Source organism: Bradyrhizobium sp. Ghvi (assembly GCF_900115265.1).
Taxonomy (GTDB): domain Bacteria; phylum Pseudomonadota; class Alphaproteobacteria; order Rhizobiales; family Xanthobacteraceae; genus Bradyrhizobium.
Map to the genome: position 1 here is coordinate 1,380,858 of NZ_FOVU01000001.1, position 22,636 is coordinate 1,403,493.

General features: G+C 62.1%; 21 protein-coding genes and 1 tRNA gene. 11 read left to right on the forward strand and 11 right to left on the reverse strand.

The genetic code is table 11. From position 1 onward, the window contains the following. Positions 1–90: 90 nt before the first annotated feature. On the reverse strand, positions 91–1,131 hold the full coding sequence (gene obgE, locus BM374_RS06525; protein ID WP_092290008.1) for a GTPase ObgE: 1,041 nt from the start codon (positions 1,129–1,131) through the stop codon (positions 91–93). Between the two features lie 173 nt (positions 1,132–1,304). Between obgE and BM374_RS06530 the strand changes: the two genes are divergently transcribed. Then, a complete protein-coding gene (locus BM374_RS06530; RefSeq protein WP_092290009.1) occupies positions 1,305–2,219 on the forward strand; it encodes a DMT family transporter in 915 nt (304 codons plus the stop codon). Positions 2,220–2,295: 76 nt separating this feature from the next. On the opposite strand, the gene BM374_RS06535 is transcribed toward BM374_RS06530, so the two are convergent. From BM374_RS06535 to rplU, 3 genes are all read right to left on the reverse strand, one after another. Continuing rightward, positions 2,296–2,889: a GNAT family N-acetyltransferase gene (locus BM374_RS06535; RefSeq protein WP_177248126.1), complete on the reverse strand. Its 594-nt coding sequence runs from the start codon at positions 2,887–2,889 to the stop codon at positions 2,296–2,298. Positions 2,890–3,042: 153 nt separating this feature from the next. Next, positions 3,043–3,312: a 50S ribosomal protein L27 gene (gene rpmA, locus BM374_RS06540; RefSeq protein WP_057740814.1), complete on the reverse strand. Its 270-nt coding sequence runs from the start codon at positions 3,310–3,312 to the stop codon at positions 3,043–3,045. Between the two features lie 103 nt (positions 3,313–3,415). Then, positions 3,416–3,790 (reverse strand): 50S ribosomal protein L21, encoded by a 375-nt coding sequence (gene rplU, locus BM374_RS06545; protein ID WP_092290017.1) that lies wholly within the window; start codon positions 3,788–3,790, stop codon positions 3,416–3,418. Positions 3,791–4,121: 331 nt separating this feature from the next. Between rplU and BM374_RS06550 the strand changes: the two genes are divergently transcribed. The 4 genes from BM374_RS06550 to BM374_RS06565 all read left to right on the forward strand — a co-directional run bounded on the left by BM374_RS06550 (position 4,122) and on the right by BM374_RS06565 (position 9,149). Next, positions 4,122–5,261, forward strand: coding sequence for an ROK family protein (locus BM374_RS06550; protein ID WP_092290019.1), 1,140 nt, complete (start codon positions 4,122–4,124; stop codon positions 5,259–5,261). 472 nt (positions 5,262–5,733) lie between these two features. Further along, positions 5,734–5,823: transfer RNA gene (locus tag BM374_RS06555), tRNA-Ser, on the forward strand. Positions 5,824–6,089: 266 nt separating this feature from the next. Beyond that, a complete protein-coding gene (locus tag BM374_RS06560) occupies positions 6,090–7,571 on the forward strand; it encodes a DNA sulfur modification protein DndB (protein ID WP_177248127.1) in 1,482 nt (493 codons plus the stop codon). A 453-nt stretch (positions 7,572–8,024) separates the two neighbouring features. Next, on the forward strand, positions 8,025–9,149 hold the full coding sequence (locus tag BM374_RS06565) for a protein NO VEIN domain-containing protein (protein WP_143270153.1): 1,125 nt from the start codon (positions 8,025–8,027) through the stop codon (positions 9,147–9,149). On the opposite strand, the gene BM374_RS06570 is transcribed toward BM374_RS06565, so the two are convergent. Together BM374_RS06570 and BM374_RS06575 are read right to left on the reverse strand one after the other, a co-directional pair. Then, entirely contained in the window at positions 9,150–10,646 is a 1,497-nt protein-coding gene (locus BM374_RS06570; protein WP_177248128.1) for a DNA cytosine methyltransferase, read from the reverse strand. It abuts the gene before it with no gap. Next, complete coding sequence (locus BM374_RS06575) at positions 10,531–11,028, reverse strand: DNA mismatch endonuclease Vsr (protein WP_244552530.1); 498 nt, start codon at positions 11,026–11,028, stop codon at positions 10,531–10,533. The genes BM374_RS06570 and BM374_RS06575 overlap by 116 nt, the downstream gene beginning before the upstream one ends. Positions 11,029–11,441: 413 nt before the next feature. Between BM374_RS06575 and BM374_RS06580 the strand changes: the two genes are divergently transcribed. From BM374_RS06580 to BM374_RS06590, 3 genes are all read left to right on the forward strand, one after another. Next, a complete protein-coding gene (locus BM374_RS06580; RefSeq protein ID WP_177248129.1) occupies positions 11,442–12,560 on the forward strand; it encodes an FAD-dependent oxidoreductase in 1,119 nt (372 codons plus the stop codon). Positions 12,561–12,944: 384 nt separating this feature from the next. Next, a complete protein-coding gene (locus BM374_RS06585; RefSeq protein ID WP_092290031.1) occupies positions 12,945–14,216 on the forward strand; it encodes a DUF2157 domain-containing protein in 1,272 nt (423 codons plus the stop codon). Then, positions 14,213–14,809, forward strand: a complete 597-nt coding sequence (locus BM374_RS06590) for a GDYXXLXY domain-containing protein (protein ID WP_092290032.1) — start codon at positions 14,213–14,215, stop codon at positions 14,807–14,809. Before BM374_RS06585 ends, BM374_RS06590 begins: the two co-directional genes overlap by 4 nt. A gap of 163 nt (positions 14,810–14,972) precedes the next feature. Here BM374_RS06590 and BM374_RS06595 read toward each other — a convergent pair whose 3' ends face one another. Then, positions 14,973–16,187: an EAL domain-containing response regulator gene (locus BM374_RS06595; RefSeq protein ID WP_092290042.1), complete on the reverse strand. Its 1,215-nt coding sequence runs from the start codon at positions 16,185–16,187 to the stop codon at positions 14,973–14,975. Between the two features lie 548 nt (positions 16,188–16,735). After that, on the reverse strand, positions 16,736–17,899 hold the full coding sequence (locus BM374_RS06600; RefSeq protein ID WP_092290044.1) for a hypothetical protein: 1,164 nt from the start codon (positions 17,897–17,899) through the stop codon (positions 16,736–16,738). 341 nt (positions 17,900–18,240) lie between these two features. Between BM374_RS06600 and BM374_RS06605 the strand changes: the two genes are divergently transcribed. Further along, positions 18,241–18,861 carry a helix-turn-helix domain-containing protein gene (locus tag BM374_RS06605; protein ID WP_092290047.1) on the forward strand — a complete coding sequence of 207 codons (621 nt, stop codon included), beginning with the start codon at positions 18,241–18,243 and terminating at the stop codon, positions 18,859–18,861. 40 nt (positions 18,862–18,901) lie between these two features. On the opposite strand, the gene BM374_RS06610 is transcribed toward BM374_RS06605, so the two are convergent. The 3 genes from BM374_RS06610 to BM374_RS06620 all read right to left on the reverse strand — a co-directional run bounded on the left by BM374_RS06610 (position 18,902) and on the right by BM374_RS06620 (position 20,491). Then, positions 18,902–19,150, reverse strand: a complete 249-nt coding sequence (locus BM374_RS06610) for a hypothetical protein (RefSeq protein WP_092290049.1) — start codon at positions 19,148–19,150, stop codon at positions 18,902–18,904. A 99-nt stretch (positions 19,151–19,249) separates the two neighbouring features. Then, on the reverse strand, positions 19,250–19,663 hold the full coding sequence (locus BM374_RS06615) for an Hpt domain-containing protein (protein ID WP_092290051.1): 414 nt from the start codon (positions 19,661–19,663) through the stop codon (positions 19,250–19,252). A gap of 132 nt (positions 19,664–19,795) precedes the next feature. After that, entirely contained in the window at positions 19,796–20,491 is a 696-nt protein-coding gene (locus BM374_RS06620) for a Crp/Fnr family transcriptional regulator (protein WP_177248130.1), read from the reverse strand. 764 nt (positions 20,492–21,255) lie between these two features. On the opposite strand from BM374_RS06620, the gene BM374_RS06625 reads away from it, so the two are divergent. Together BM374_RS06625 and BM374_RS06630 are read left to right on the forward strand one after the other, a co-directional pair. After that, positions 21,256–21,663: a response regulator gene (locus BM374_RS06625; protein WP_177248151.1), complete on the forward strand. Its 408-nt coding sequence runs from the start codon at positions 21,256–21,258 to the stop codon at positions 21,661–21,663. Positions 21,664–22,074: 411 nt separating this feature from the next. Beyond that, a partial coding sequence (locus tag BM374_RS06630; RefSeq protein WP_177248131.1) for an Hpt domain-containing protein occupies positions 22,075–22,636 on the forward strand: 562 nt, incomplete at its 3' end.

Sequence of the window (22,636 nt, forward strand, 5' to 3'; positions counted from 1 at the left end):
ACCCGATTTGCGCCGGACGATGCTTCGCATCGCCGGGAGCAAATCGACCTCTCCCCGTTGGGGAGAGGTGTGGAGAGAGCGTCGCCCGCCTCAAGCCGACCACGGCTCCGCTTCGGCCGCGCTCTTTGCTTTGGCCGAGACCGGGCTCTCGCCGATCACATCGGCCAGCGCGCGCAAGGCTTCCTTGACGCCCTGACCGGTGACGCCCGAGATCAGCAGCGGCGTCTTCTTCGCCGCGCGCTTCAGGCGGTCCTTCTGCTTCTTCAATTCGTCCGGCTCGACCGCGTCGATCTTGTTGAGGGCGACGATCTCGATCTTGTCGGTGAGCTGGCCGCCATAGGCGTCGAGCTCCTTGCGCACGGTCTTGTAGGCCTTGCCGGCGTGCTCGCAGGTGGCGTCGATCAGATGCAGCAGCACGCGGCAGCGCTCGACATGGCCGAGAAAGCGATCGCCGAGGCCGGTGCCTTCATGCGCGCCCTCGATCAGGCCGGGAATGTCGGCCAGCACGAATTCGCGGCCGTCGGCGTTCACGACGCCGAGCTGCGGGTGCAACGTGGTGAAGGGATAATCGGCGATCTTCGGCCGCGCCGCGCTGACCTTGGAGAGGAAGGTCGACTTGCCGGCATTGGGCATGCCGACGAGACCGGCGTCCGCAATCAGCTTCAGCCGCAGCCAGATCCAGCGCTCTTCGCCGGGTTGGCCGGGATTGGCGTTGCGCGGCGCGCGGTTGGTCGAGGATTTGAAATGCGCGTTGCCGAAGCCGCCGTTGCCGCCCTCGGCCAGCACGAATTTTTCCCCGACCTTGGTGAAATCGTGGATCAGCGTCTCGCGGTCTTCGTCGAAGATCTGCGTGCCCACGGGGACCTTCAGCACGATGTTCTTGCCGTTGGCGCCGTGGCGGTCCGAGCCCATGCCATTCTCGCCTTTCTGGGCCTTGAAGTGCTGCTGGTAGCGGTAGTCGATCAGCGTGTTGAGGCCATCGGCGACCTCGATGATGACATTGCCGCCGCGGCCGCCATTGCCGCCGGAGGGACCGCCGAACTCAATGAACTTCTCGCGGCGGAACGCCACGCAGCCGTTTCCGCCGTCACCGGAGCGGATATAGACCTTTGCTTCGTCGAGGAATTTCATGGGCCATAGGTAGGCCAGCCGGCTCCCTCCGGCAACCCGGGTTTGCCCGCAAATCGGCCGAAATTCCTGGGATTATCGGAGGTTGCTTAACTCGGTCAGACGTCGGATCTGGAATTGCTGTCTTCCCCGGATCGGGCTTGTCCCGGGCGCTTGCACGGTTAAAACGGCCTTCAATGTCTCTGTTCAAGAAACTCTCCGCCTATGACGACCGCTCCGCGCGCCTCGCCGGCATCGCTCTCATGGTGCTGTCGATCTTCATGTTCTCGTTCGGCGACGCCACGGGCAAGTTCCTGGTCGGGACGTATTCGGTGGGGCAGCTCCTGTTCCTGCGCGCCTGCGCAGCGCTGCTGCTACTGGCGCCGCTGATCTGGCGGCAGCGGCATCAGTTCCTGCAGCTGGAGCGGCCGCGGCTGCAGCTGGTTCGCGTCGTGCTGTCGACGCTGGAGGTGGCGGCCTTCTTCCTCGCAACGGTCTATCTGCCGCTGGCCGACGTCATCACCTATTATCTCGCCGGTCCCATTTTCGTCACCGCGATGTCGGCGATCTTCCTGGGCGAGAAGGTCGGCTGGCGGCGCTGGACCGCGATCCTGATCGGCTTCTGCGGCGTGCTGATCGCGCTGCGGCCGTCGGCGCAGACGGTGAGCCTGCCGGCACTGATCGCGCTCGGCGGCAGTCTCTCCTTCGCAACCTTGATGCTGATCACGCGCAGCCTGCGCAAGACGCCTGATATCGTGATGGCGTCGTCGCAATTCATCGGCACGTTTTCGCTGGGCGCGGTGCTGTCGGCGTTCCACTGGGTGCCGCCGACGCCGGGTAGCCTCGTGTTCTTCGCGATGGCGGGGCTGATTTCCGTGACCGCGCTGTTCTGCGTCAATCGGTCGCTGAAGCTCGCGCCGGCGAGCGTGGTGGTGCCCTATCAGTATTCGATGATCGTCTGGGCCGTGATCTTCGGCTTCGTCGTGTTCGGCGACGTGCCGCAGGTCGCGACCTTGGTCGGCGCCGCAATCATCATCGGCGCCGGGTTCTATATCTATCTTCGTGAGCGCGATCTGGGACGTGCGAGCGAAGAGGTGAACCCGCCGGTGTAGCCACAACGTCGTCCCGGGCTCGCGACTTCGTCGCGCCCCGGGACGACAGCGTGATTCGAGGCGCGCGCCGCGCCCCCTACCTCATCCGCCGCGCGCTGCTCCAGCTCTTCAGCGACGACCACACGCCGCGCGAGAGGCGGAAGCAGTCGACGGGGGTCGAGGAGCCCAGCGCCAGGAAGCGATGCAGCTGCACGCCGCTCCACTGGAAGCCGCACTTCTCCAGCACGTTGCGCGAGGCCGGGTTGGTGACGCGCGCGCCGGCATGGAGATGGTCGTCGTCGAACTCCTCGAAGAAGAAGTCGATCGCGCCGCGCGCGGCCTCGGTGGCAAAGCCCTGGCCCCAATGCTCGACGCCGAGCCAGTAGCCGAGCTCGGCATTGTCGGGCGTGGAGCAGTCGATGCCGACCATGCCGATCGGCCCGCTGTCGTGCTCGATCAGGAACACGGTCTCGGCTCCCAGCGCGGAGGTGGCGCGGATGAATTCGACCGCATCGTCCTGCGAATAGGGATGCGGCAGGCGGCGCGAGTTCTCGGCGATGCGGCGGTCATTGGCGAGCCGGGCGATGGTCCTGACGTCGGCCAGCGTCGGCCGCCGCAATGTCAGCCGTTCGGTGGCGACGACGCTGGGTCTCGCCTCCCGCAAGGTCACGCTCGAGAAATCCTGCAACATGTCCGGCTCCGTCAAAGTCACCAAATGAAGTCATTGGTCAAACGAAAGGGGAGGCCGGTTTCCCTGCCTCCCCTGGAGCCTTCGATCTCTATGATCTCTGGGGACTCCGCCGGTTCGGTCAAGGACCCGGCGGACTCCAAGATGATCCACCGTCTATTCAGCAGCCTCTGCGAGCGGGAGTACCGCGACAAAGGTGCGGCCATTGGCTTTGGCCTGGAATTCAACACGACCCTCGATCTTGGCGAACAGGGTGTGGTCGGTGCCCATGCCGACATTGAGGCCGGGATGCCAGGTGGTGCCGCGCTGACGCGCAATGATGTTGCCGGGAATCACGTGCTCCCCGCCGAACACCTTGATGCCCAGACGCTTACCCTTGGAATCGCGACCGTTGCGCGATGAACCGCCTGCTTTTTTGTGAGCCATGGCTCGTCTCCGAAATCCTGCGTAGTTCTAGGTCAATTCCTTGACGGAATCATTTCAAAACGTCGCACGCCTCAATTCGTGAATTGGCGTGATCGGTCTCAGCTTACTCGGCGGCTTCTTTCGCGACCTTTTCCTTCTTCGGACGCGGGCCCTTGGTGGGCTTGGCGCCGTCGGTCAGGATCTCGCTGACGCGCAGAACCGTGATCTCGTCGCGGTAGCCGCGCTTGCGGCGCGAATTCTTGCGGCGGCGCTTCTTGAACGCGATGACCTTCGGGCCGCGCTTGTGGTCGAGCACCTCGACCGCAACGGAGGCACCGGCCACCGTCGGAACGCCCAGCACCGGCGTGTCGCCGCCGACCACCAGAACTTCATTCAACTGCACGATCGAGCCGACTTCGCCTTCGATCTTGCCTACTTCGAGAACATCATCCGGCACGACGCGGTATTGCTTGCCGCCGGTTTTGATGACTGCGAACATCGTTTTTTCTCCGTGTTCAATCCCGGCCTCGGGACGAACATCGCCCGGGTCGGCTTTTTGATCAGTCGCTATGGGTTATCGCGAGTTTTGTGCGGGTGGGAGTTATCCCTTTGAAAACCCACGCAAAAACAAGCGGCGCGAGAAACGCCCCGCGCCGGCTGTGCGGACTTATAGCCGCCGGCGGCGAAGAGTCAAGGATTTCAGCCGAAAAGCGCCCGGATTTGAAGGATTTGGGCCATTTCCGCCGCCGCCACTGAATCTCGGCCCACGCAGCAACCAATGGGTTCCCCGGCGGTTGTCCCCGTGATTAGGCATTCGGGCAAGGGTTTCGATGGCAACGGACGAACTGGTCAAGACAACGGGCATCGCCCAGCACGGGGCGAGCCGCCTGCCCTCGGTCGAGGTCGACAGCTTCAATATCGAGATCAAGGACGACGAGGGCTTTCTCGGCGACCGCGCCAGCAAGGGCGCGTTTCGCGAGATCCTCGAGGAATGGCGCAAACCCCTGCGCAAGAGTGGCGAGGATCCGTTCGGCGACGAGCCCTCGGACAAGATCAGCAAGAAGGCACTCGATGCCGTCCTCAGCGGCGACGACGCGGAGGCCGCGGCCGTCGTGCACAGCGCGATCGAGCAATTCGCGCAGGAGCTCGCTTACGTCACGCGGCGATTCCTCAAGACCAAGGCCTGGGCTAGGACCGAATGTATCGTGGTCGGCGGCGGCTTTCGCGCCTCTAGGCTCGGCGAGATCGCCATTGCCCGCGCCGAGATCATCCTGAAATCGGAAGGCTTCAAGGTCGACCTGGTGCCGATCCGCTTCGATCCTGACGATGCCGGCCTGATCGGCGCCTTGCACCTCGCGCCATCATGGATTTTCGAGGCCTATGACAGCATCCTCGCGGTCGATATCGGCGGCACCAACATCCGCTGCGGCATCGTCGAGACGCGCTGGAAGAAGGCGCCTGATCTGTCCAAGGCCGTGGTTTTCAAGTCCGATCTGTGGCGCCACGCCGATGACGAGCCGAGCCGCGAGGCCGCGGTGAAGCGGCTGGTGAAGATGCTTCAAGGCCTGATCGAGGACGCCGAAGCCGAGGGCTTCAAGCTCGCTCCCTTCATCGGCATCGCCTGTCCCGGCGTGATCAACGCGGACGGCTCCATCGAGAAGGGCGCACAGAACCTGCCCGGCAATTGGGAGAGCAGCAAGTTCAACCTGCCGGCGAGCCTCGTGGAGGCGATTCCGCAAGTTGGCGAGCACGACACCGCGGTCCTGATGCACAATGACGGCGTGGTTCAGGGCCTCTCCGAGGTGCCGTTCATGCAAGGCATCGACCGCTGGGGCGTGCTCACCATCGGCACCGGCCTTGGCAATGCGCGCTTCACCAACCGCCGCAACGGCAAGGAGCGGGATTCCACGGAAGGCAAGAAAAAGTCCAAGGAAAACAACAAAGACACGGCCAAGGCGGACAAGGAGTAACCTTGTTCGGTTAGGTTAAGGACAGCTTTGGGTTGCAATGCCCCGGCCGCACGCTATTGGTGGAACCGTCGCCTCACGCAGGCCTGCGAAGCCGCCCTTCCTGGCCAGCATTTTAATGAGCGGCACGGGACCGCCAGTGTTTACCGCGTCTGGCGGTCCCACCCCGTTTTCTTGCTTCGCCTCTCCCGCTCGCGGGAGAGGCCGACGCACTCGCAGAGTGCGGCGGGTGAGGGTTCTTTCCTCTGGGGGATTGCCCGGGGATCTCAGCCGCCGCCTTGAAAGAGTGCGGTACGCGCCGGGAAAACGCGTCAAAACCAGAACCCGGAGCCCCATTCCCCAGGGAACGGGGGCTCTAGCCGGTGCGAGGCTGAAACAACCCCCCGATTTTCCCCTTTCGCGCCTTGTCTGGCCCGCCATCCTCGCTTATGAACGCCCCCAACCACAGGGGCCGCAGCCCCTCATGGCGCCTTCAGGAGAGGTGGCAGAGTGGTTGAATGCACCGCACTCGAAATGCGGCATAGGTGCAAGCCTATCGGGGGTTCGAATCCCTCCCTCTCCGCCATGTAGCCTGAGTTGGCTTGCCCGGAATAATTGCCCTTATAGAGAGTGTGGAGTTCGGTGCTGACCAGCGCCGGATGATCACTTGTTTCCCTCAGAATCCATTTAAGATTGCAATGCGCCCGATTGCTGGAATCTTCGCCCAAGTTGTCGATGGCGCGGTCCATTATCGCTTGGTGTTAAAAATTTTCTTCCAGGATGTTTTTTAGCTTGCTCCAGGGCGTAAACAAATGTAAGATCTGGTTGGTATCAAATGCTCCTGGAGGAAAGATGGACGAGCAGACGCGCACCTTGGCCGATCGTAAGCGTGGTCGAAGCAACGAATATCTGACCCTGACGGCAATGGATGGGGTCAACCTGGGTCGGAAAACGCTGACCACCCGCATGTCGATCAAGAAGTTCATCGATTGGTCGCTCGTGGCGAACAAGGACATTCGCGAGCATGAAGATCACGGCGACGAATTTATTGCTCAGCGCAGTCTTAGCGCTGAACATGCCCGGGGGTTGGCCAAATACGTTTTGGGCGGGCTTGTCCGGTCGGCGATTCTAGACATGAACGGCAAGTCGGTGCCGGAGGACGTTCTGCGGATCAAGAATGATTTGGCAGCTGGACCCTATGCAGCACTCCAGCCCTTGGTTTGCAACCTGCGTCACGTCGATGAGGAAGACCTGCACATCGACGACAAGGATCTTCCGCCGGACGTGCTCCGTTTGAGTTTGGGCTCAACGCAGAAGCTTTGGGTGGTTGACGGCCAGCACCGCCGCGACGCATTTGACCGCGTCATCGCCTATCTCGACCAGATCCTTAAGAATGGAAAATATCCGGGTGGCAAGGCTCTCTACGCGCCTGCTTCTACCGGCCGCGATGGTCGGTTGACACCCGACGAGCTTGAGTTCTGGGAGGCAGTTAGGAACGTTGCCCTAAACGAATGCAGCGTCTCCATCGAGATCCACATTGGGCTCAATGAACCCGAAGAGCAGCAGCTTTTCTCTGATCTCAACTCTCGCAGCAAGCCGCTCCAAAGTTCGCTCGTTCAGAATTACGATCAGTCTGATGCTATTGCCGCGGTCAGCCGTGACAAAGAGATTATCCGGTTTCACATCGCCGACGAGAGCGATGCGAAGCATTGGAACAGCACGGGGCTGCCGTTGAAAGATATCATCATGATCAATCGGCTCTTGGTGCACGGATCAAACGCGAAGGAGGCGACGCCCCAGTCGCAGGTTGATGCCAAACTCGATTTCATCAAGCGCTTCTGGGAGGTAGTTCAGCGCATTGAGGGCTTTGGGGACGAGTCGCAACGTACCAAGACCGTTGCGGGGCAGCCTGTCATGCTTAAGGCGCTTGCCAAACTGGCGTACGATCATGCGTATGGTGTTCCGAAGCTGGTTGACGAGGCGGGCCTGTGGAAACTCTATGAGGCCATTCTCTCGAAGAAGATTAGCTTCTCCCACTCGGAAAAGCTCTGGCGGGCACTGTTCCTGAATGACGAAGAGCGGGCAAAGGAGTTCGGGCAGAATGAGCAGGGCATTAACATCAATGACTACGTTCACCTGACTGCTCAGACTAAGCCTGGGGAATTTGACGCCCTGAATGGGTGGGTGCGCTACAGCACGGCCCACAATGACATCTATCCCCGGCTTGGAGATCTCATTCGCTGGAAGCTCGGCCTCAAAAATCGAGGCGCAGCGGAAAAATCCCGAGAGAAGGAGCGCTTGGAAATCGAATCTTCGAGGGCGGCTGCGGCCTAACTTGGACCGGCGTTCGGTACTCCACCGGACGCCGGATATGTTTGACTTTTAGTCATCGTCCGCCACTGCTCGCCTGCAGAAATGGAGACCGCTAGGGCGTGCTCGGGATTCGCGTATTCGCCGCAGGCTGGACAGTGATCGTGCCATTGCCCCTCGCGGTCACGTCGATTGTCCCAGGCTTCGACGCGAGTAATGTAGTTTACGGCCTGCGGAAAGGATCATAGGCCGGCATTGACGGACGCGCCGCATTCGCCATTGCAATAGGCGACGTGTTGTCGGCCCTCCAGTTGGATCGTGGCCGTAACCTCCATAGGTTGTCCATTCGTTGGTAGAGGTCGGCAAATTGAAGGCGGGGAGAGTTTTAGGTAGATGTAGTCCCGAATATTTGGGCTGACCTCGGACATCTCCATCCTGCAGGGGGTTATTTTGCAGTACGCAATCAAGAAACTGACTATGTCGGACCTTACCTTCTTTCAGTCCCAGTACCGTCGATTGCAGGATGAGGCTCGGCTGGCGGGTGAGAAGGGTAGCAAGCAAAAAGGCATCAATCTCAATGCCGACGTGTTTGCAGAGAGGTTCTTTCCGGCAGCCCGTACAGATGGACAACGGCACCGGTTCAATATTCCCGTCTCCGTCTATGGTCCTGGCCTAAGCTCAGAGGCGCAAACCTTAACCAGGAAGGTGATTACCGCGGGGGCCGGGGGGAAGAATTGGCGCTTGAATGGCGAGCTTATTCCTAACCCAGAATTTGATATCCACCGTTACGATGGGCTGAGGTCGGGTGACCTAGTTCTTATTGCAGTCGGCGGCACGACCGAGCCAATCTCGATGTCGTTGGTGTTGTTGTCCCAAACAGATCCGGCTGATGCGACAATTTTCGCTGCCCTCGCCAATTCGGTTGGCAACAGACGAATGTCGGTGATCAGTGAGGAGGATCTCAATGCTCTAACGGCGAGCGCACCCCTCGGTCACCCGATTCGCGAATTAGTAGACCCCGATCTAGACGAAGCTCTTGAGGAGGCAGCCGCAGGTTCTTCGGAGGGCTTGCAACGGCTTCGCCGGAGGGGATCGCCCAGGCGAATGACGGCAGAGGCGTTCCGCGAGGCTCGGCTAAAGGCTGAGGCTACTGGGATCGGTGGCGAGCAACTCATGAACGATTGGCTGGAGCAAGAACTGTCCGCTGGACGGATCAGATCCTATAAGTGGTTTGCAGAAGATAATGCTGTGAACCCCTGGGACTTTGAGATCGAGGATCTCAACGGCGCAGTGCGCAGGATCGAGGTTAAGACAACGCGCTCAGGGTTTGAACGGCCGATTCAAATCAGCCAAGCCGAGCTGGAGTTTGCCGCCGAACCTACAGCCCCGCCAACAGATCTCTATCGGTTATACGAGTATTCAGATGGCCATGCGCAGCTGGCGATCTCGCGTGATATTGGCGTCATCGCAAAGCGAATTCTGAGCGTGGTCCAACCCTTAAGTCCGCAGGTCAGGCCCGATTCGTACACCGTTGCAGTCAATAACTTCGGGGACTGGAGCGCCGCCCAGACGATCAAAGTCGAAGAGAGCGAACCGGAGTAGCTACTCAGCCGCGACCAGTCGCTTGCTGCGCCTTAGGGCAGCGTTCTGAAGCGTTTCCATCATGGTCGTGGCGAGACTCTTCGCCATGATAGGCGGAACGGCATTGCCAATCTGCCTGTAGGCTGGATTCATCGTCCCCGAGAAGGAAAATCCATCTGGAAAGCTCTGTAGCCGCGCTGCCTCTCGAACACTGATAACGCGGGCTTGAGCGCTATCGTAGTGAATGTGCGAGTAGGTGTCCTTCCCGATGTGAGCCAAAAGTGTACGTGAAGGCGCGTCGGGGCGAAGCTTCCACCATCGATTCGGGAAATTGCTAACAGGATAGGGAGGCACCATCTCCGCATACAATGCCGTTCTGTCCTTTTCGCTGAGGGTTTTTTTCAGCCGCCGTTCAATTTGGCGAACCCTTTTTTCCCAGAGCTTCACCGCAGTGGCGTGGGCAGCGGGATATTCTCCGCCTATTGGCATGTGCCTGAAGATGTCTGTGTCCCGAGGGAGGTAGCGAATTACGTGGTCTCGCAACCCCTCATCCGGAGCTTCGAATCCTTTCCACTGCCTCATGAGACGAGCATACCTCGTCAATTTGCACGTCGGCTCGTAAGGGACAATTTCGTTGAAGCGCCGAGCTCCCCGTTTGAGCTTGCCTTCGAGGTGAAGAGTTATCGGCGGTAGGTCGCCGAGTGCATCCTGCGTCGTGACCGGGCCGGGCAACGAGGTGTCTCCGTGGTCTGCCTCAACGAAATACTGCTTGTCAAAGAGATCGATGAATTTGAGCGCCACCGCTCGAGTACCCGCGTAACCTGGCGGCAAGATCAAGTGATTGGCCGCCTCAGGGAAACGAACGTCACTATCTAAGGAACGATGGTGTGCGACGAGAAACACGCGGTCTCTCATCTGCGGAACACCATGGAAGGCTGTATTTATCAGGCTATACCTTGCAACGTATCCTAGCTCATCAAGAGCTTCGGCCACTTCGGCCATTACGTTGTGGCCTCCATAGTTCATTGCGTCCGGCACATTCTCCATGAGAAGAGCCAAGGGCTGTGTTGCCGCAACGAAATGCAGATAGCGAAGATATAAATTGCCGCGGGGATCGACCTTGAATGCGCTCGGGTGATCAGCGACGTCCCGAAGCTTTGCTCGGCCGACCCGAGCATAGGCTTGGCAAGGTGGTCCGCCGACGACAACGTCGAAAGCATCCGCCACAGGTCCGAGAGAGAGTTCCTCCGTCAATTCATCGGGCTCGATGCGAGTCAGATCGCGCGGCTTCATATGGGCCGCAAGTAATTCGGAAGTCAGATGAGAGTGGAAATTGCGGGCATGAGTTTCCACGGCCGCAGAGTCGATCTCTACAGCGGCATCGATCTGGAAGCCAGCCGCATCAAACCCGAGCGAGATTCCGCCGCAGCCCGCGAAGAGATCCAGCACTCGCGGTTTGTGTCCCTGCGCAAGTCGCTCGAGCTTTTTGAGAATGCTCTTTTCGGGAGGTCTTTTCACCCCGATGCCCCTTTCCCCGAACGAATGATTCCAATCGCCTTTTCAACACATTAACCTTGTTCGTTTCGCATTCCCAGACCACGAGGACGTCCCATCCACTGTTCTGAAGAGCGCTTAGATTCCGCTCATCTCGATCCACGTTCCCTTGGAACTTGGCTTGCCAGAACAAGTGGTTTGACTTTGGCATGTACGCAAACTGGCAACCGGAGTGTCGATGCCAGAAGCATCCGCGGACCTCAATGATCTTGCGTCGGCCCTGCATCACGATGTCTGGCCTCCCAGGTAGCCCCCGTACATGCAATCGATAACCAACACCGAGTGCGTGCAGTACCTTTCGGACCGCTAACTCCGGGCCGGTGTTTCGTCCCCTGATGCGGGCCATGTTTTGGCTCCGCTTTTCCGGTGTCAACTTGTCCAAAGCGCGTCCAGAAGCCTCCGTGATCACCAACCAGACTGGAGTCTATACTTGCCCATGTGAATCCGAGACCTGATCTCGTATCCCTTCGGCGGGCTGCGAACGGCACTTCTTACAATGATGACATCATGCTCCTGTTTTGCCCGACAGGTCAAACGAGCGCGATGTCATCAGATGTCTATCGACACCAAGATCAATTCCTCCCGTCGCTAACAGGGGCGGACCTGATGGCGCTGATGCTGCCCCATTTATCTGACCCGGCGTTGTCGATGCCGGCCGTATCGCCCTCCCGCAGACCTTGCAAACACCCAAAATCATCACGATGATCTTCGCGCCGTCACATCGCTTGCGAGGCCTTCATGCGAAAATGCGAAGTCGCCGTGCTGGGTCTGGGGCTCATGGGCGGAGCGGCGCTGGGCGCATTGCTGGATGCCGGCGTCGATGCGCTCGGCTTCGACCCTGTCGCAGCAGGTTCGGATCGAGGCTCGTCACATGGTTCATGTCGCATTTTCCGTCGCTTCAATTTCGAAAACCCCAACTACACCAGCCTGAGCGACGAGGCTCATGCCGGCTGGATCCAGCTGCAGACCGAAAGCGGTCAAACGGTTCTGACCGAAACCCCCATTCTGGAGGCCGGCCGCCCCGGCTCCGCCATGGTGGCGTCCTCGCGCGCGGCCGCGATCGCGAAAGGCCGCCCGGATCCGCTAGTCACCGCGGCTGAAGCGAACAAGGAATTTCCGGCTTTCAACCTGCCCGACGACTGGGACGTCGTCGTACAGGACGGCGGCGCGATCCTGCATACCGAGGTCGTCATGCGACTGATGCGCGAACGCGCCGGCGCGCGGGTGATTCCGGAACGCGCGAGCTTCACGCCGCGCCGCGACGGCGTGTCGATCCGCACTGATAGCGAAGAGTTCTTCGCCGAGCGCGCGATTCTGGCGCTCGGCCCGTGGCTCGGCCGCGCACTCCCGAAACTGGGTGCGCTGCTGAACGTCACCCGCCAGGCGGTCGGCTGGTTCAAGCCTGTTCGCCCCGACACGGTGGCGCTGGGTCGTTTCCCGATCTTCATTCTGGACCGAGGTCCTGATGACAATGTCTACGGCTTTCCGGATTTCGAACAGCGCGGCGTCAAGGCTGCGCCTCACAACCACGGGCCCGTGGTCGGCCCCGACGACTGGGGTCCGCCCGCCACCGATGCCGAACTCCGCCCGATCGGCGAAGCGTTGGCCGCCCTCGTTCCGGGCGCGGCAGGCCCCATCGTCGATCGGGACGTCTGCCTCTACACCAACACCCCGCCCGCCGACATCAGGCTAGACGCGGGCGAGGAATTCATCATCGATCGCTGGCCGGAGTCCCGCCTGATCGTCTGCTCCGCGTGTTCAGGCCATGGCGCGAAGTTCGCGCCCGCCATCGGGCAAAGGCTTGCTCGTCTCGCCACCGATCCGTCCTACCAAGCAGAACCCTTCTTCCAGCTGTCCCGATATTCCCAATTCGCCTGAGCTGATGCTGGATGTTGCGGTGACAGTGCACAAAAACGCACCGTCCGGCGGCAAACGCCGTCAAGAGCGTGATGGGATGAGACTTGTCTAGTCCACCGACGGAGGTGCGTTCCCTCCCCCCTTGTGGGGGAGGGCTAGGGAGGGGGGGTAGCTCAGGAAAAGGTGCTGGTTGTTGATGAATTACGTAGAGGGCGCGATGGAAGGAGCCCCCGTGTGGCACCCCCCCCTGCCCCTCCCCCACAAGGGGGGAGGGAACGGAGAGAGAGCACGTCGAGTTCATCGCTGCCCGGCGACCGAAGCCCGCAAGCGCGGTGATAGTTTGAACCCGCCACCGCCGCGCCCCGACCAACATCCGCCCCGGCACGGACCCTGTGATCCACCACCATGTTCGACAAAACCTACCGCCAGCGCCTCGAGGCCGACCTCGCGCAATGGGAGGCCGATGGCGTGATCGCGCCGGCGGCGGCTGGCGCCATCCGCCAGGCGCTGCCGCCGCTCTCGCCTGGCATCAACATCGCGGTGGTCGTCGGCATCGTCGGCGGGCTCTTGATCGCGGCGGCTTTCCTTGCCTTCGTCGCGGCGCACTGGACCGAGATCGCGCGACTGCTGCGCTTTTCGATCCTGCTCGCCGGCATGGTCGTTTCAGGCGGTCTCGGCGCGTGGTTCGCCGCGACCGGCCGCGACGTTCTCGCCGATCTCTGCGCCAGCCTCGGTGCCATCATCTTCGGCGCGGGCATCGCGCTGGTCGGCCAGATGTATCATCTCGGCGACGATTTCGCCGGCGGCATGCTGCTGTGGTCGTCTGGCGCGTTCGCCGCGGCAGCGCTCACCGGCTCGCGCGGCGCGCTGGCGGCCGCCCTCGTCGCCGCCTGCATCTGGACCTGCATGCGCGTCTATGACGCGCCCGACAATCTTCATCTTCCCTTCGTGCTGGCCTGGCTCGTCGCCGCCGCGCTGGCGTTCGCGTGGAATTCCCGCGCGGCGGCGCATCTCGTTGCGCTCGCGGTGATCCCGTGGTGGGCCGCGACGTCGCTGCGTTTCGACTTCCACGGCGACCAGCCGTCATTCGTGCTGGCGAACGGCGCGGCGCTGCTGTTCGGCGCCGGGCTTGCGATTTCAGCCGCGCCGTCGGCGAGGGCACAGCGGCTTGGATCGGTTCTGTCGATCTACGGCGCGTTTTCGCTGGCCATCGTCGCCTTCCTGGAGGTGACGACAGTCGATGATCTCTTCCGCCTGCGGACAGGCGCGACAGCGCCCCAGCCGCTGTGGGCGGTCTTGTGCGGCGTTGCGGGCGTAGCTCTTGCGCTCGCCTCCGCCGGCATCACGAAACGTACAGGTGAAATCTTCGCGGCCTGCGCCATCGGCCTCGTGCTGCTCGCCGCGCCGCTCTGGCCGGCCTCGGCGGGCGGCGAGCCCTGGTTCGCCTATGCCGCGCTGCTCTGCGCCATGCTCTGCCTCGTCGTGTCAGGCGTGCTCGACGATGTGCGCCCGCGCATCGCCGCCGGCTGGCTCGGCATTGCCGGCGTCATCGCCGGCATCACCTGGGCCGTGAAGGGCTCGCTGCTGCGCCGCTCGGCCTTCCTCGCCGTATCAGGCGTCATTGCCGTGGTGTTCGCATCCGTGCTCAATCGCATGCTGCCGAGGGCCGCGCGATGATCGCCTCCATCACGCAAATCTGGCAACGCATCCCGAAAGCCGTGCGGTTCGGCCTCGCCATCATGCTTCAGTGCGGGCTGCTGGTCCTGATGGTCGCCGATCGCATGCAGATCCTGCGCGAGGGCCGCGAGGTGACCCTGCAGACGCAGCCGGTCGATCCCCGCGATCTCCTGCGCGGCGATTATGTCGTGCTGCGCTATGACATCTCGCAAATGCCGGCCGGCCCGCTCGCCGGACAGCCGGCGGCGGAGCGGTATCCGATCGTGTTCGTGAAGCTCGCGCCTGATGCAGGCGGACTCTACCAGGCCGTCTCGGTGCATGCGGCGCCTGTCCCGGTCAACGCCCCCGAAATCCTGATCCGCGGCCGCGTGACCTATTCCTGCGGTTCGAGCAGCCGCACCTTCTGCGACAGCCTGACTATCAAATACGGCCTCGAAAGCTATTTCGTGCCGGAAGGCGAGGGCCGGAAGCTCGAGCAGGCCCGCAACGCGCGGAAGCTCCGCATCGTTGCCGCCGTGCTGCCCTCGGGCCGCGCCGCCATCAAGCGGCTGCTGCTCGACGGCGAGCCTGTTTACGAGGAGCCGTGGTACTGAGCGCATGATGGCGGGTCGGCAAAATGCCTGCCGATCACGCGCCCCCCGATGATGGCACTATGCCCCTGTTTTGCCCGACGAGTCAATTCGATTCGGAAAAACGTCAGGCGCCAGGCCGCCCCTCGCGGCTACTGTGCATGGGGTTGTTTTCGAGTTTCTTCACTCACGCCGGGTCCAGCACCGTTCGGGTCAGCGTGCTCCGCGCAAATTTCTTCAGCGGCAACGGTTTTCCGAACAGGAAGCCCTGCACGAGATCGAAGCCGAGCTCGTTGGCGACGACGAGGTCGGCGCGGCTCTCGACGCCCTCGGCGGCCGCGCGCGCGCCATAGCCCTGCGCGAGCTCGACGATGTGACGGCACACCGTGCGCTTGAGCCGGTCGTTGGCGCTGCCGGTGACGAAGTGCCGGTCCGCCGTCAGCTTGATGAAGGGAATCTTGCCGAGATCCATCAGCGACGGCCAATTGGCGCCGAGATTGTCGATCGACAGCCCGATGTTGTGCAGGCGTACCTCGCGCGCGACCTCGATGAGAACATCGAGGTCGCGGATCGCCTCCTCGCTGTCGATCTCGATCGTCAGTCCGCCGAAGGCCGGATGCGTCGGCACGCGGCGGCAGAGATCACGCACGGCCTGCGGCTCCTTCAGATATGACGCCGGCAGGTTGATCGACAGGTCGACCGGGCTTTGCCGCTCCAGCAGATAATGCCAGTCCTGCACGGCGCGCTCGATCACGAACTCGGAGAGATCGCGCAGATGCGGATCGTGCTCTTCCGGGATGAAATAAGCCGGCGGCACCACGCCCCAGGTCGGATGGCGCATCCGCACCAAGGCCTCGGCGCCGCTGCGGATCAACGTGCGGGCGTCGATCTTCGGCTGATACCAGAGCTCGAGCCAGCCGGCATGAAGCGCCTCGCCGACATGCACGGCCGGGCTCGGCACCGGCTCGTCCGGCAGCAGCATCGCGACGCGATCGCGCAGCGTCTCCGCGGCGAAGGGCGTCGTGAGCGGCGGCAGCATGGCAAGGCCGTATTCCTCCCCGACCTGCTGCACCGCCTTCACGATGATGGAGTCGCGGGCACCGACGGCCAGGACCTTGCCGTCGAAGGCCTCGCGCACCAGCGTCTCCAGAAACGTGCCGGGCTCGATGCCGTCGGCGGCGACGCCGAACAGGATCAGATCCGGCAACTCGCCGGCGAGCACGGTCTTGAGCTCGTCGACGTTGGCGCATTCGCAGGTGACGAAGCCAAGATCCTCCAGCACCTCGGCGAGGAAGGCGCGCAAATGGCGCTTGCCGTCAGCGACGCATGCGCGCGGCGTTACCTTTCGCCGCCCGAAGGTCCTGAGCCTTCGTCCGGCGAACTCCACAGTTTCTTCGTTCATCTCAAGCCACTCCCGTTCCGCGACCGGTGTTAGCGACGTGAGCAGTTTCAAATAAGGAGGGCGTCAGCCGATCGTTGATTTATCTGGGTAACGTTAAAGCCCCCATCATTTCTAAAATTGTTCGGATCTCGTTCGAGAAGTCTTTACGTTCGTCGGCGCGGTGTGCACGCACGGGCGACAATCAATGCAGGATTTTCGAAAGCCGCGTTTCGATGACGCGTAGGGCCGTGTCCTGTAATTGGACGAAGCTGCACGTGGCTTTGCCCAATTAAATAATGGACGCCTCAATTGGCTGTGGCTTTGTCGTGTTCGGCCATGCCGACCGGCTCGTCGTCATACGACTGATAGAATTCGGTGCGAGTGTGAAGCATCTCACATCGCTATTGCCGCATGCGCGCTATTGGTCCGCCTGGCCGGTGGTGGGCTGTCAGAGATCGCAGCTATGACGACGCGGCGGATGATCCGTTGGTGGTTCAGGTTCGTGATGTCAGGGCGATTTCTCGATCGCTTCCTGTCCCTGCCGCACGCGCCCGAATAGCCGAGGGGAATTAGGTCGTCCCGATCAGTTTGCGAAACGCCGCCGCGCCGTCCTGCACGACGTCGCGGCCCTTCCAGGCGAGGTAGCTCAGCTTGCCGCTCAGCGAGTCGTGGCTACGCAGCCGGCGCGATCCCAGGATGTGGCCGACATTGTCCGGGAAGCGACTGACTTCGGCGGACACCAGCGCGGCGATCGCATCCATCAATTGCTGAAGCCGCACGCCCCATTCGCAATGCTCGATGCCGTCGATGCGAACCTTGAGCGCGTATTCGGTGTCGTAGATGTCGGCGAGCAGGTCGCGCGCGACCAGCACGCGGTTGTTCCGGAGCGCGATCCTGAGCGCGAGGCGCTTGTCGTCGAGCCGGTCGAGGACCATGTGGACGACGCCGGCGTAGGGCGTCGCGGCGACGTCGGCCGCGCTCTTGCTCGGCGCCGCCTTGGTCGCGAGGCGCACCAGCTGCCATGAGGTCTTCAAGCGCCGGGCCACCAGCGTCAGCGCAAAGGGCACCGCCTCGGGATGGGCCTTTCTGAATGCGTCGAGCCGCGCGGTGATCTGCGCGACCTGGCCGTCGTCGAATTTTGCGATCGTCGCCGGCAGCTTCTCGTTGAACTTCGATAGCGCATCGCCGGCGCGCAGAACCTGCTGCATCTTCTTCACGTCGTCGAAGGCGGTGCGCGAAGCCGTGTATTGCGCGAGCTTGCTGCGCGCCAATTCGGTGCTCTCGGCTGACGCGAGGGTGTTCTCGAGCACCTTGAGGACCTTGACCTGGAAGGTCGTCGCGATCTTCAGCACTTCCTTCTGATTGTTGGCCGTGACCTGGTCGTTGATCGCCTTGATGTAGTCGCGAGCCATGGTCGGCAGCAGGTCGCGGCAGATCCACTCCCAGATCGGGGTGAGGGTGTTGCGCGAGATCCGTCCCGCATTGGCGTGCTCGGGCGCGCCGTCGATCAGCAGCAGTTCGAGCGGCGCGAAGAAATAGCGCGACGGATTGGTGGCGCGTGCCTGGGTCGATCCGTCCTTGCGAAATTCGGCGCGCAGCTTGGCCTGGATCTCCGCCGAGCCCGGCATGTCGATGCCGCACAGCTCGAGCCGCTCGAGTTCGCTGAGCAGGCAGCTGCGCGACAACGGCGTCAGCTTCTGCAGGAACTCCGATAACTGGTCGATCTCGTTCATGGCACGCAATTTTCTCGCAACGATTCCAGCAGGCCTACCGGCCCAATGCATGGAGGCATTTGCGCGCTCTCAATTGCGACATAGAGAAGCAAGCCGCCGTTAATTAATCCGTAAAATCCGGGGGCGCCGGGACGGGGCGCGGCTGCGATCGTTAAGAATGCGTTTGGGTGTCTGCCTATGACTTGGGCGGTTTCATCAACCCCTGTATGGTCCGGCACCAGCGTGCGCAAGCATAAATTGTGCCGATGCCGGTATTTCGGCACAAAACTGACGAATTAACCGTAGTCTTACGGAGCAAAAAGTTAACCACAGACCGCCCCGGCTTCCGCTAAACGAATCACATGGGGTCACAGAACGATACGGCCACCGATTCGCGGCCGTCGGAATGGTTCGAAAGCAGCACTTCTGCGCCTGAAGAGCTTGATTTCGTCCGGCTGAATGCTGCCCGCGCCAAAGCCGCCGACGAGATGGCCGCAGCCATCGCCCGCGAGCTCAACGGCCCCCTGACCGCACTTCTGCTCTACATGGGCGAAATCAAGCATCACAGCGATCAGCTCACGCCCGCTGGCGGCGATCGCGCCTATCTGCAGCAGGTGGTGGAGAACGCGCTGGCGCAGACCGAGCGCGTCTGCGGCCTGATCAAGCAACTCGCCGGCCCGCACAAGGGGGGTCTGCCCACGCCGTCCAAGACCGAGGATGCCGAGTTGAAGGCCGGCCGCGTGCTGCCGGCGCTGCGCGAGGCGGGGTCCGAGCTCTCGAGCCTGTCGAGCAAACGGCTGACCAAGCGCGAGCGCGAAGTGCTGCGGCTAATCAGCGAGGGTTTTTCGAACAAGCAGGGGGCGCTGCGGATGCAGATCAGCCCGCGCACCTTCGAGAGCCACCGGGCGGAAGCGATGCGCAAGCTCGGCGCGCGAAACACCGCGGACCTCGTCCGCGCGGCCTTGCTGCATTCGATCGATTGAAGCTGTCGTCCGGCGCCGATATCAAGTGGCGCGGTTGGGCCTAGAAAAAGTCTTCGGCGAAGGGACGAGCGCGCGAAGTGGGCCGCAAAACCCTCGGCTCTTCCTTCGGCGCATTCGGGATAATGGTGATGGTCCAGCGCGGCGGGATGGTCGATTCCTGCTCCAGCACGGAGCGGACGAAACCCGTCACCGTGGACTCGCCCGCTTTCACCGTTGCCATCCGGCCGTTGAACTGTGCGATGCGGAAGCGTCGAACCTCTTTCTGGTCCGCAGTCTCATAGGTGAACATGGAAACCCTCCTGGTTTCCGGGGACTATCGCCACCTATGATTAGTCATCTCTAAAAATCGCAAACCGTATAAGTACGGCGGGTCTTTGCACAAGGATGGTCAATCCTGCGGTTCCTGCGCCTTGGCGCCGGCAAAGGCCTCGTCCATGTGCTGCAGCAGATCGCCAAATTCGCCGCCGTCGAGGGTGGCCGCGGTGCTCTCCAGCCGCAGCGCCAGCGTTGCGAGCCTGACATAGCCGAACGTCCTGGCCGTGCTCTTCAGCGAATGCGCCTCGCGCGCGATCCTGGCCCGATGCTGATCGAGTGCGAGCGTACGGAATAGGCGGAGCCGCACGCTGGTATCGCTCCAGAACACCGCGCGCACCTCACGGGCGCCGTCCTCACCGATCTCGCGCACCAGCGCATCGAACGCGCCAGGCTCGCGCAGCGGTTCAGGCTCGCGCAGCGGTTCAGGCTCGCGCAGGGGGGCGGTGTCGTGCGCGCCTGGCGCGGAAGCGAATGCGGCGTCGAGCATGATGGTCGGGGTTCTCCTTGCGCGGCCCCGGGACATCTACGCCATTCCGATTGCGATTCTGGTCAACGGACGCGCGGTGTTTGCGGACGGCGCTAAGCATTTGCTTTACCATGTGCCGCTTTGCGCGTGCTGTCACTGTCCGAGCAGCCGGTCGTACTGGGCCTTGACGGTGGCGTAGCATTCGCATGCCGTCTGGCGCAGCCCGTCCAGATTGAGAATCTGGATGTGTCCGCGGCTGTAATGGATGAAATCGGCCTGCTGCAAGGTATTGGCGACCAGCGACACGCTGTTGCGCCGCGCCCCGATCATCTGGGCCATCGCCTCCTGTGTCAGCAGCAGCCGGTAGTCGCCCGACAAATCATGGGTGTGCAGCAGGCAGCGCGACAACCGCGCCTCCACCGGATGCGCCGCGTTGCAGCCCGCAGTCTGCTGCACCTGCGCGTAGACTGCGAGCCCGTGCCGCGTCAGCCTGGTCCGCAGGGTGGAGCTCTGTTCGGCCGCGACGCGCAGCCGGTCGAGGTCCATCACCGACGCGACGCCGGGAACCAGCACGACCGCCGTGTTCAGCGCGCATGCGTCACCCATGGCCGCAAGCGCCCCGAGCAGGCTGTCGCGACCGATCATGGCGACCTGCACATGCTCGCCCTTGGCAAGTTTCACGACCAGCGAGATCACGCCGCGGTGCGGGAAGTAGGCGCGCCTGAGCGTCTCGCCGGTCTCGACCAGCACCGCGTCATGTGGCAGCTCGACCGTGCGCAGATGTGCACGGATCAACTCATAGTCTTCTGCCGGGAGCGCCGACAAGAAACCGTTGGATGGGCGCACCATCGTTTCCAAAGCTGCCTCCCGTCACCTCCGCCGGTGAATGCCGCCAGCGACATCACCGTCCTCCGTCTGATCAAATTCCGTCAAGTTTTCATCGGGATATATTGGCAATTGGTCCAGTGTTAACTGCGCGGCTCGGCTTAGCGTGGCTCCGCCCTGTGCACGCCGTAGTCACGGAACGGTAGCTGGCGGCGATCGTTCGAAAGGTCGGAACCGCAAACGCGGAAGCGGTTCCCGCTCCGTCGCCGACGACCCTGTCAGCATCGCCACCCCGATCGGCTGTCCTTCGGACAGGCTCACAGTGGTCGAACAGTGTCATCTCGCAGCGGTGTAAACTTATTCTAGTGGTTGTGATGCTGTCCATATACCCGTTGGAGGGCAGACAGCGTGCCGCATTTGCGGCGGAAATAAGAATGCCGCGCATGATTCGCGGGCATGCGCGGCGAGCCAATCCTGCGTCGCGACCCAGGAAAGTGTGGCGGGGGGCCTCATGAGCTGGAAGCGGGTAACCGACCGCAGAAATTGTAACCGTCCTTCCATCGGACATTCTCCGGTCCAGGCCACCTTGCGCCGATTGCCTGCAGGCGTCAGTTTTGCGCCATTGCGTGGCTTGGCCGCAGATCTCGCGTGCACGCCATTCGCATGGCGCACCCGATCGACCGCCGGGGCGGTCATCACGATTTCAATGCAAGCGAGAGGAGAAATGCGTGCGCAACGGTTCAATTGTTGAATCGCCTAAGCGGGACCTTCAAATGACGACAGAAAATCTGCGCCATGTTCTCGTTGTCGACGATGACCCGATGGTAGCCATGGCCATCGAGATCTATCTCCAGCGAAACAATTTTCGGGTGACGGTCGCTGACGGCGGCGAGGCGGGGTTGCGAGCTATCGAGAACGGACCGTTCGACCTGATGATCATCGATATCTTCATGCCGCACATGCGCGGATTCGAATCGATCCGGCTCTTTCACGAACGCGCGCCCGCCACGCCGCTGATAGCGATGTCCGGCTATGCCTTCGCGGATCTGAATTCGCCAGCGCCCGACTTCCTGAGGATGGCGCTGGAGCTCGGCGCCGCGCGTTGCCTGCGCAAGCCGTTCACGCCGGCCGCGCTGCTGGCCGCGATCAGGGACTGTCTCGCCGAGCACCGTGCCGCCGCCGCGCGGTTGGGTTAGCGCGTTATCGCCGGCGACGCCTCTGGAGTAAGAGTCCGTTTACCTCAATCGCGGATTTCGCGGATTTATCGGCACTTCGACAGTTAGGCGATTCCGATCGCAGGTGGTTTCATTCAATTCGCGCCTGTCATGCATATCCCCCGACATCGGCAGGATTTTTACTTGCGCCGCTGGTGACGCTGTTATCCGCACGTTTGCTCGTCGCGTCTCCGGCTTGATGCCGCGTGCCGGATTTGCCGAAAACCGCTGTCCCGTGCACTCGAACGGCAAACTTCGCTTCAATATCCGTATTAACACGGAGGACGAAATTAACGGGACCGTGAAATGGGTTGTCTAACGATCTAGGAGCGGACTTCCGTCGATACCAAGGTCGGCGCAGGCGTCGAGGTCCAGCTCAGTAAGGCGTAGTTCATGGATGATCTGTTGCGGGAGTTTCTGACGGAGACCAGCGAGAGCCTGGACACCGTGGACAATCAGCTGGTGAAGTTCGAGCAGGAGCCGAACAACGCCAAGATCCTGGATAACATCTTCCGCCTGGTCCACACCATCAAGGGGACGTGCGGCTTCCTGGGGTTGCCGCGACTGGAAGCGCTGGCGCATGCCGGCGAGACCTTGATGGGCAAATTCCGCGACGGCATGCCGGTGACGGGACCGGCGGTGACGCTGATCCTGTCCTCGATCGACCGCATCAAGGAGATTTTGGCCGGCCTCGAGGCGACCGAAGCCGAGCCCGAGGGCAACGACCGCGATCTCATCGACAAGCTGGAGGCGATGGTCGAGCAGGGCATGGCCGCAATGTCAGGCTCGGCGCAGCCGATGCCGGCTGCCGGCGCTGCTGCTCCTATTGCCGAAGCCCCGCCGCTGGTGCCGGAAGCACCCGTCGCCGCTGCGCCCGCCAAGGAGATGACCACGGGCACGCTGATCGAGCAGACGCTGGAGCGCCCCTTGCGTCCGGGCGAAGTCTCGCTCGACG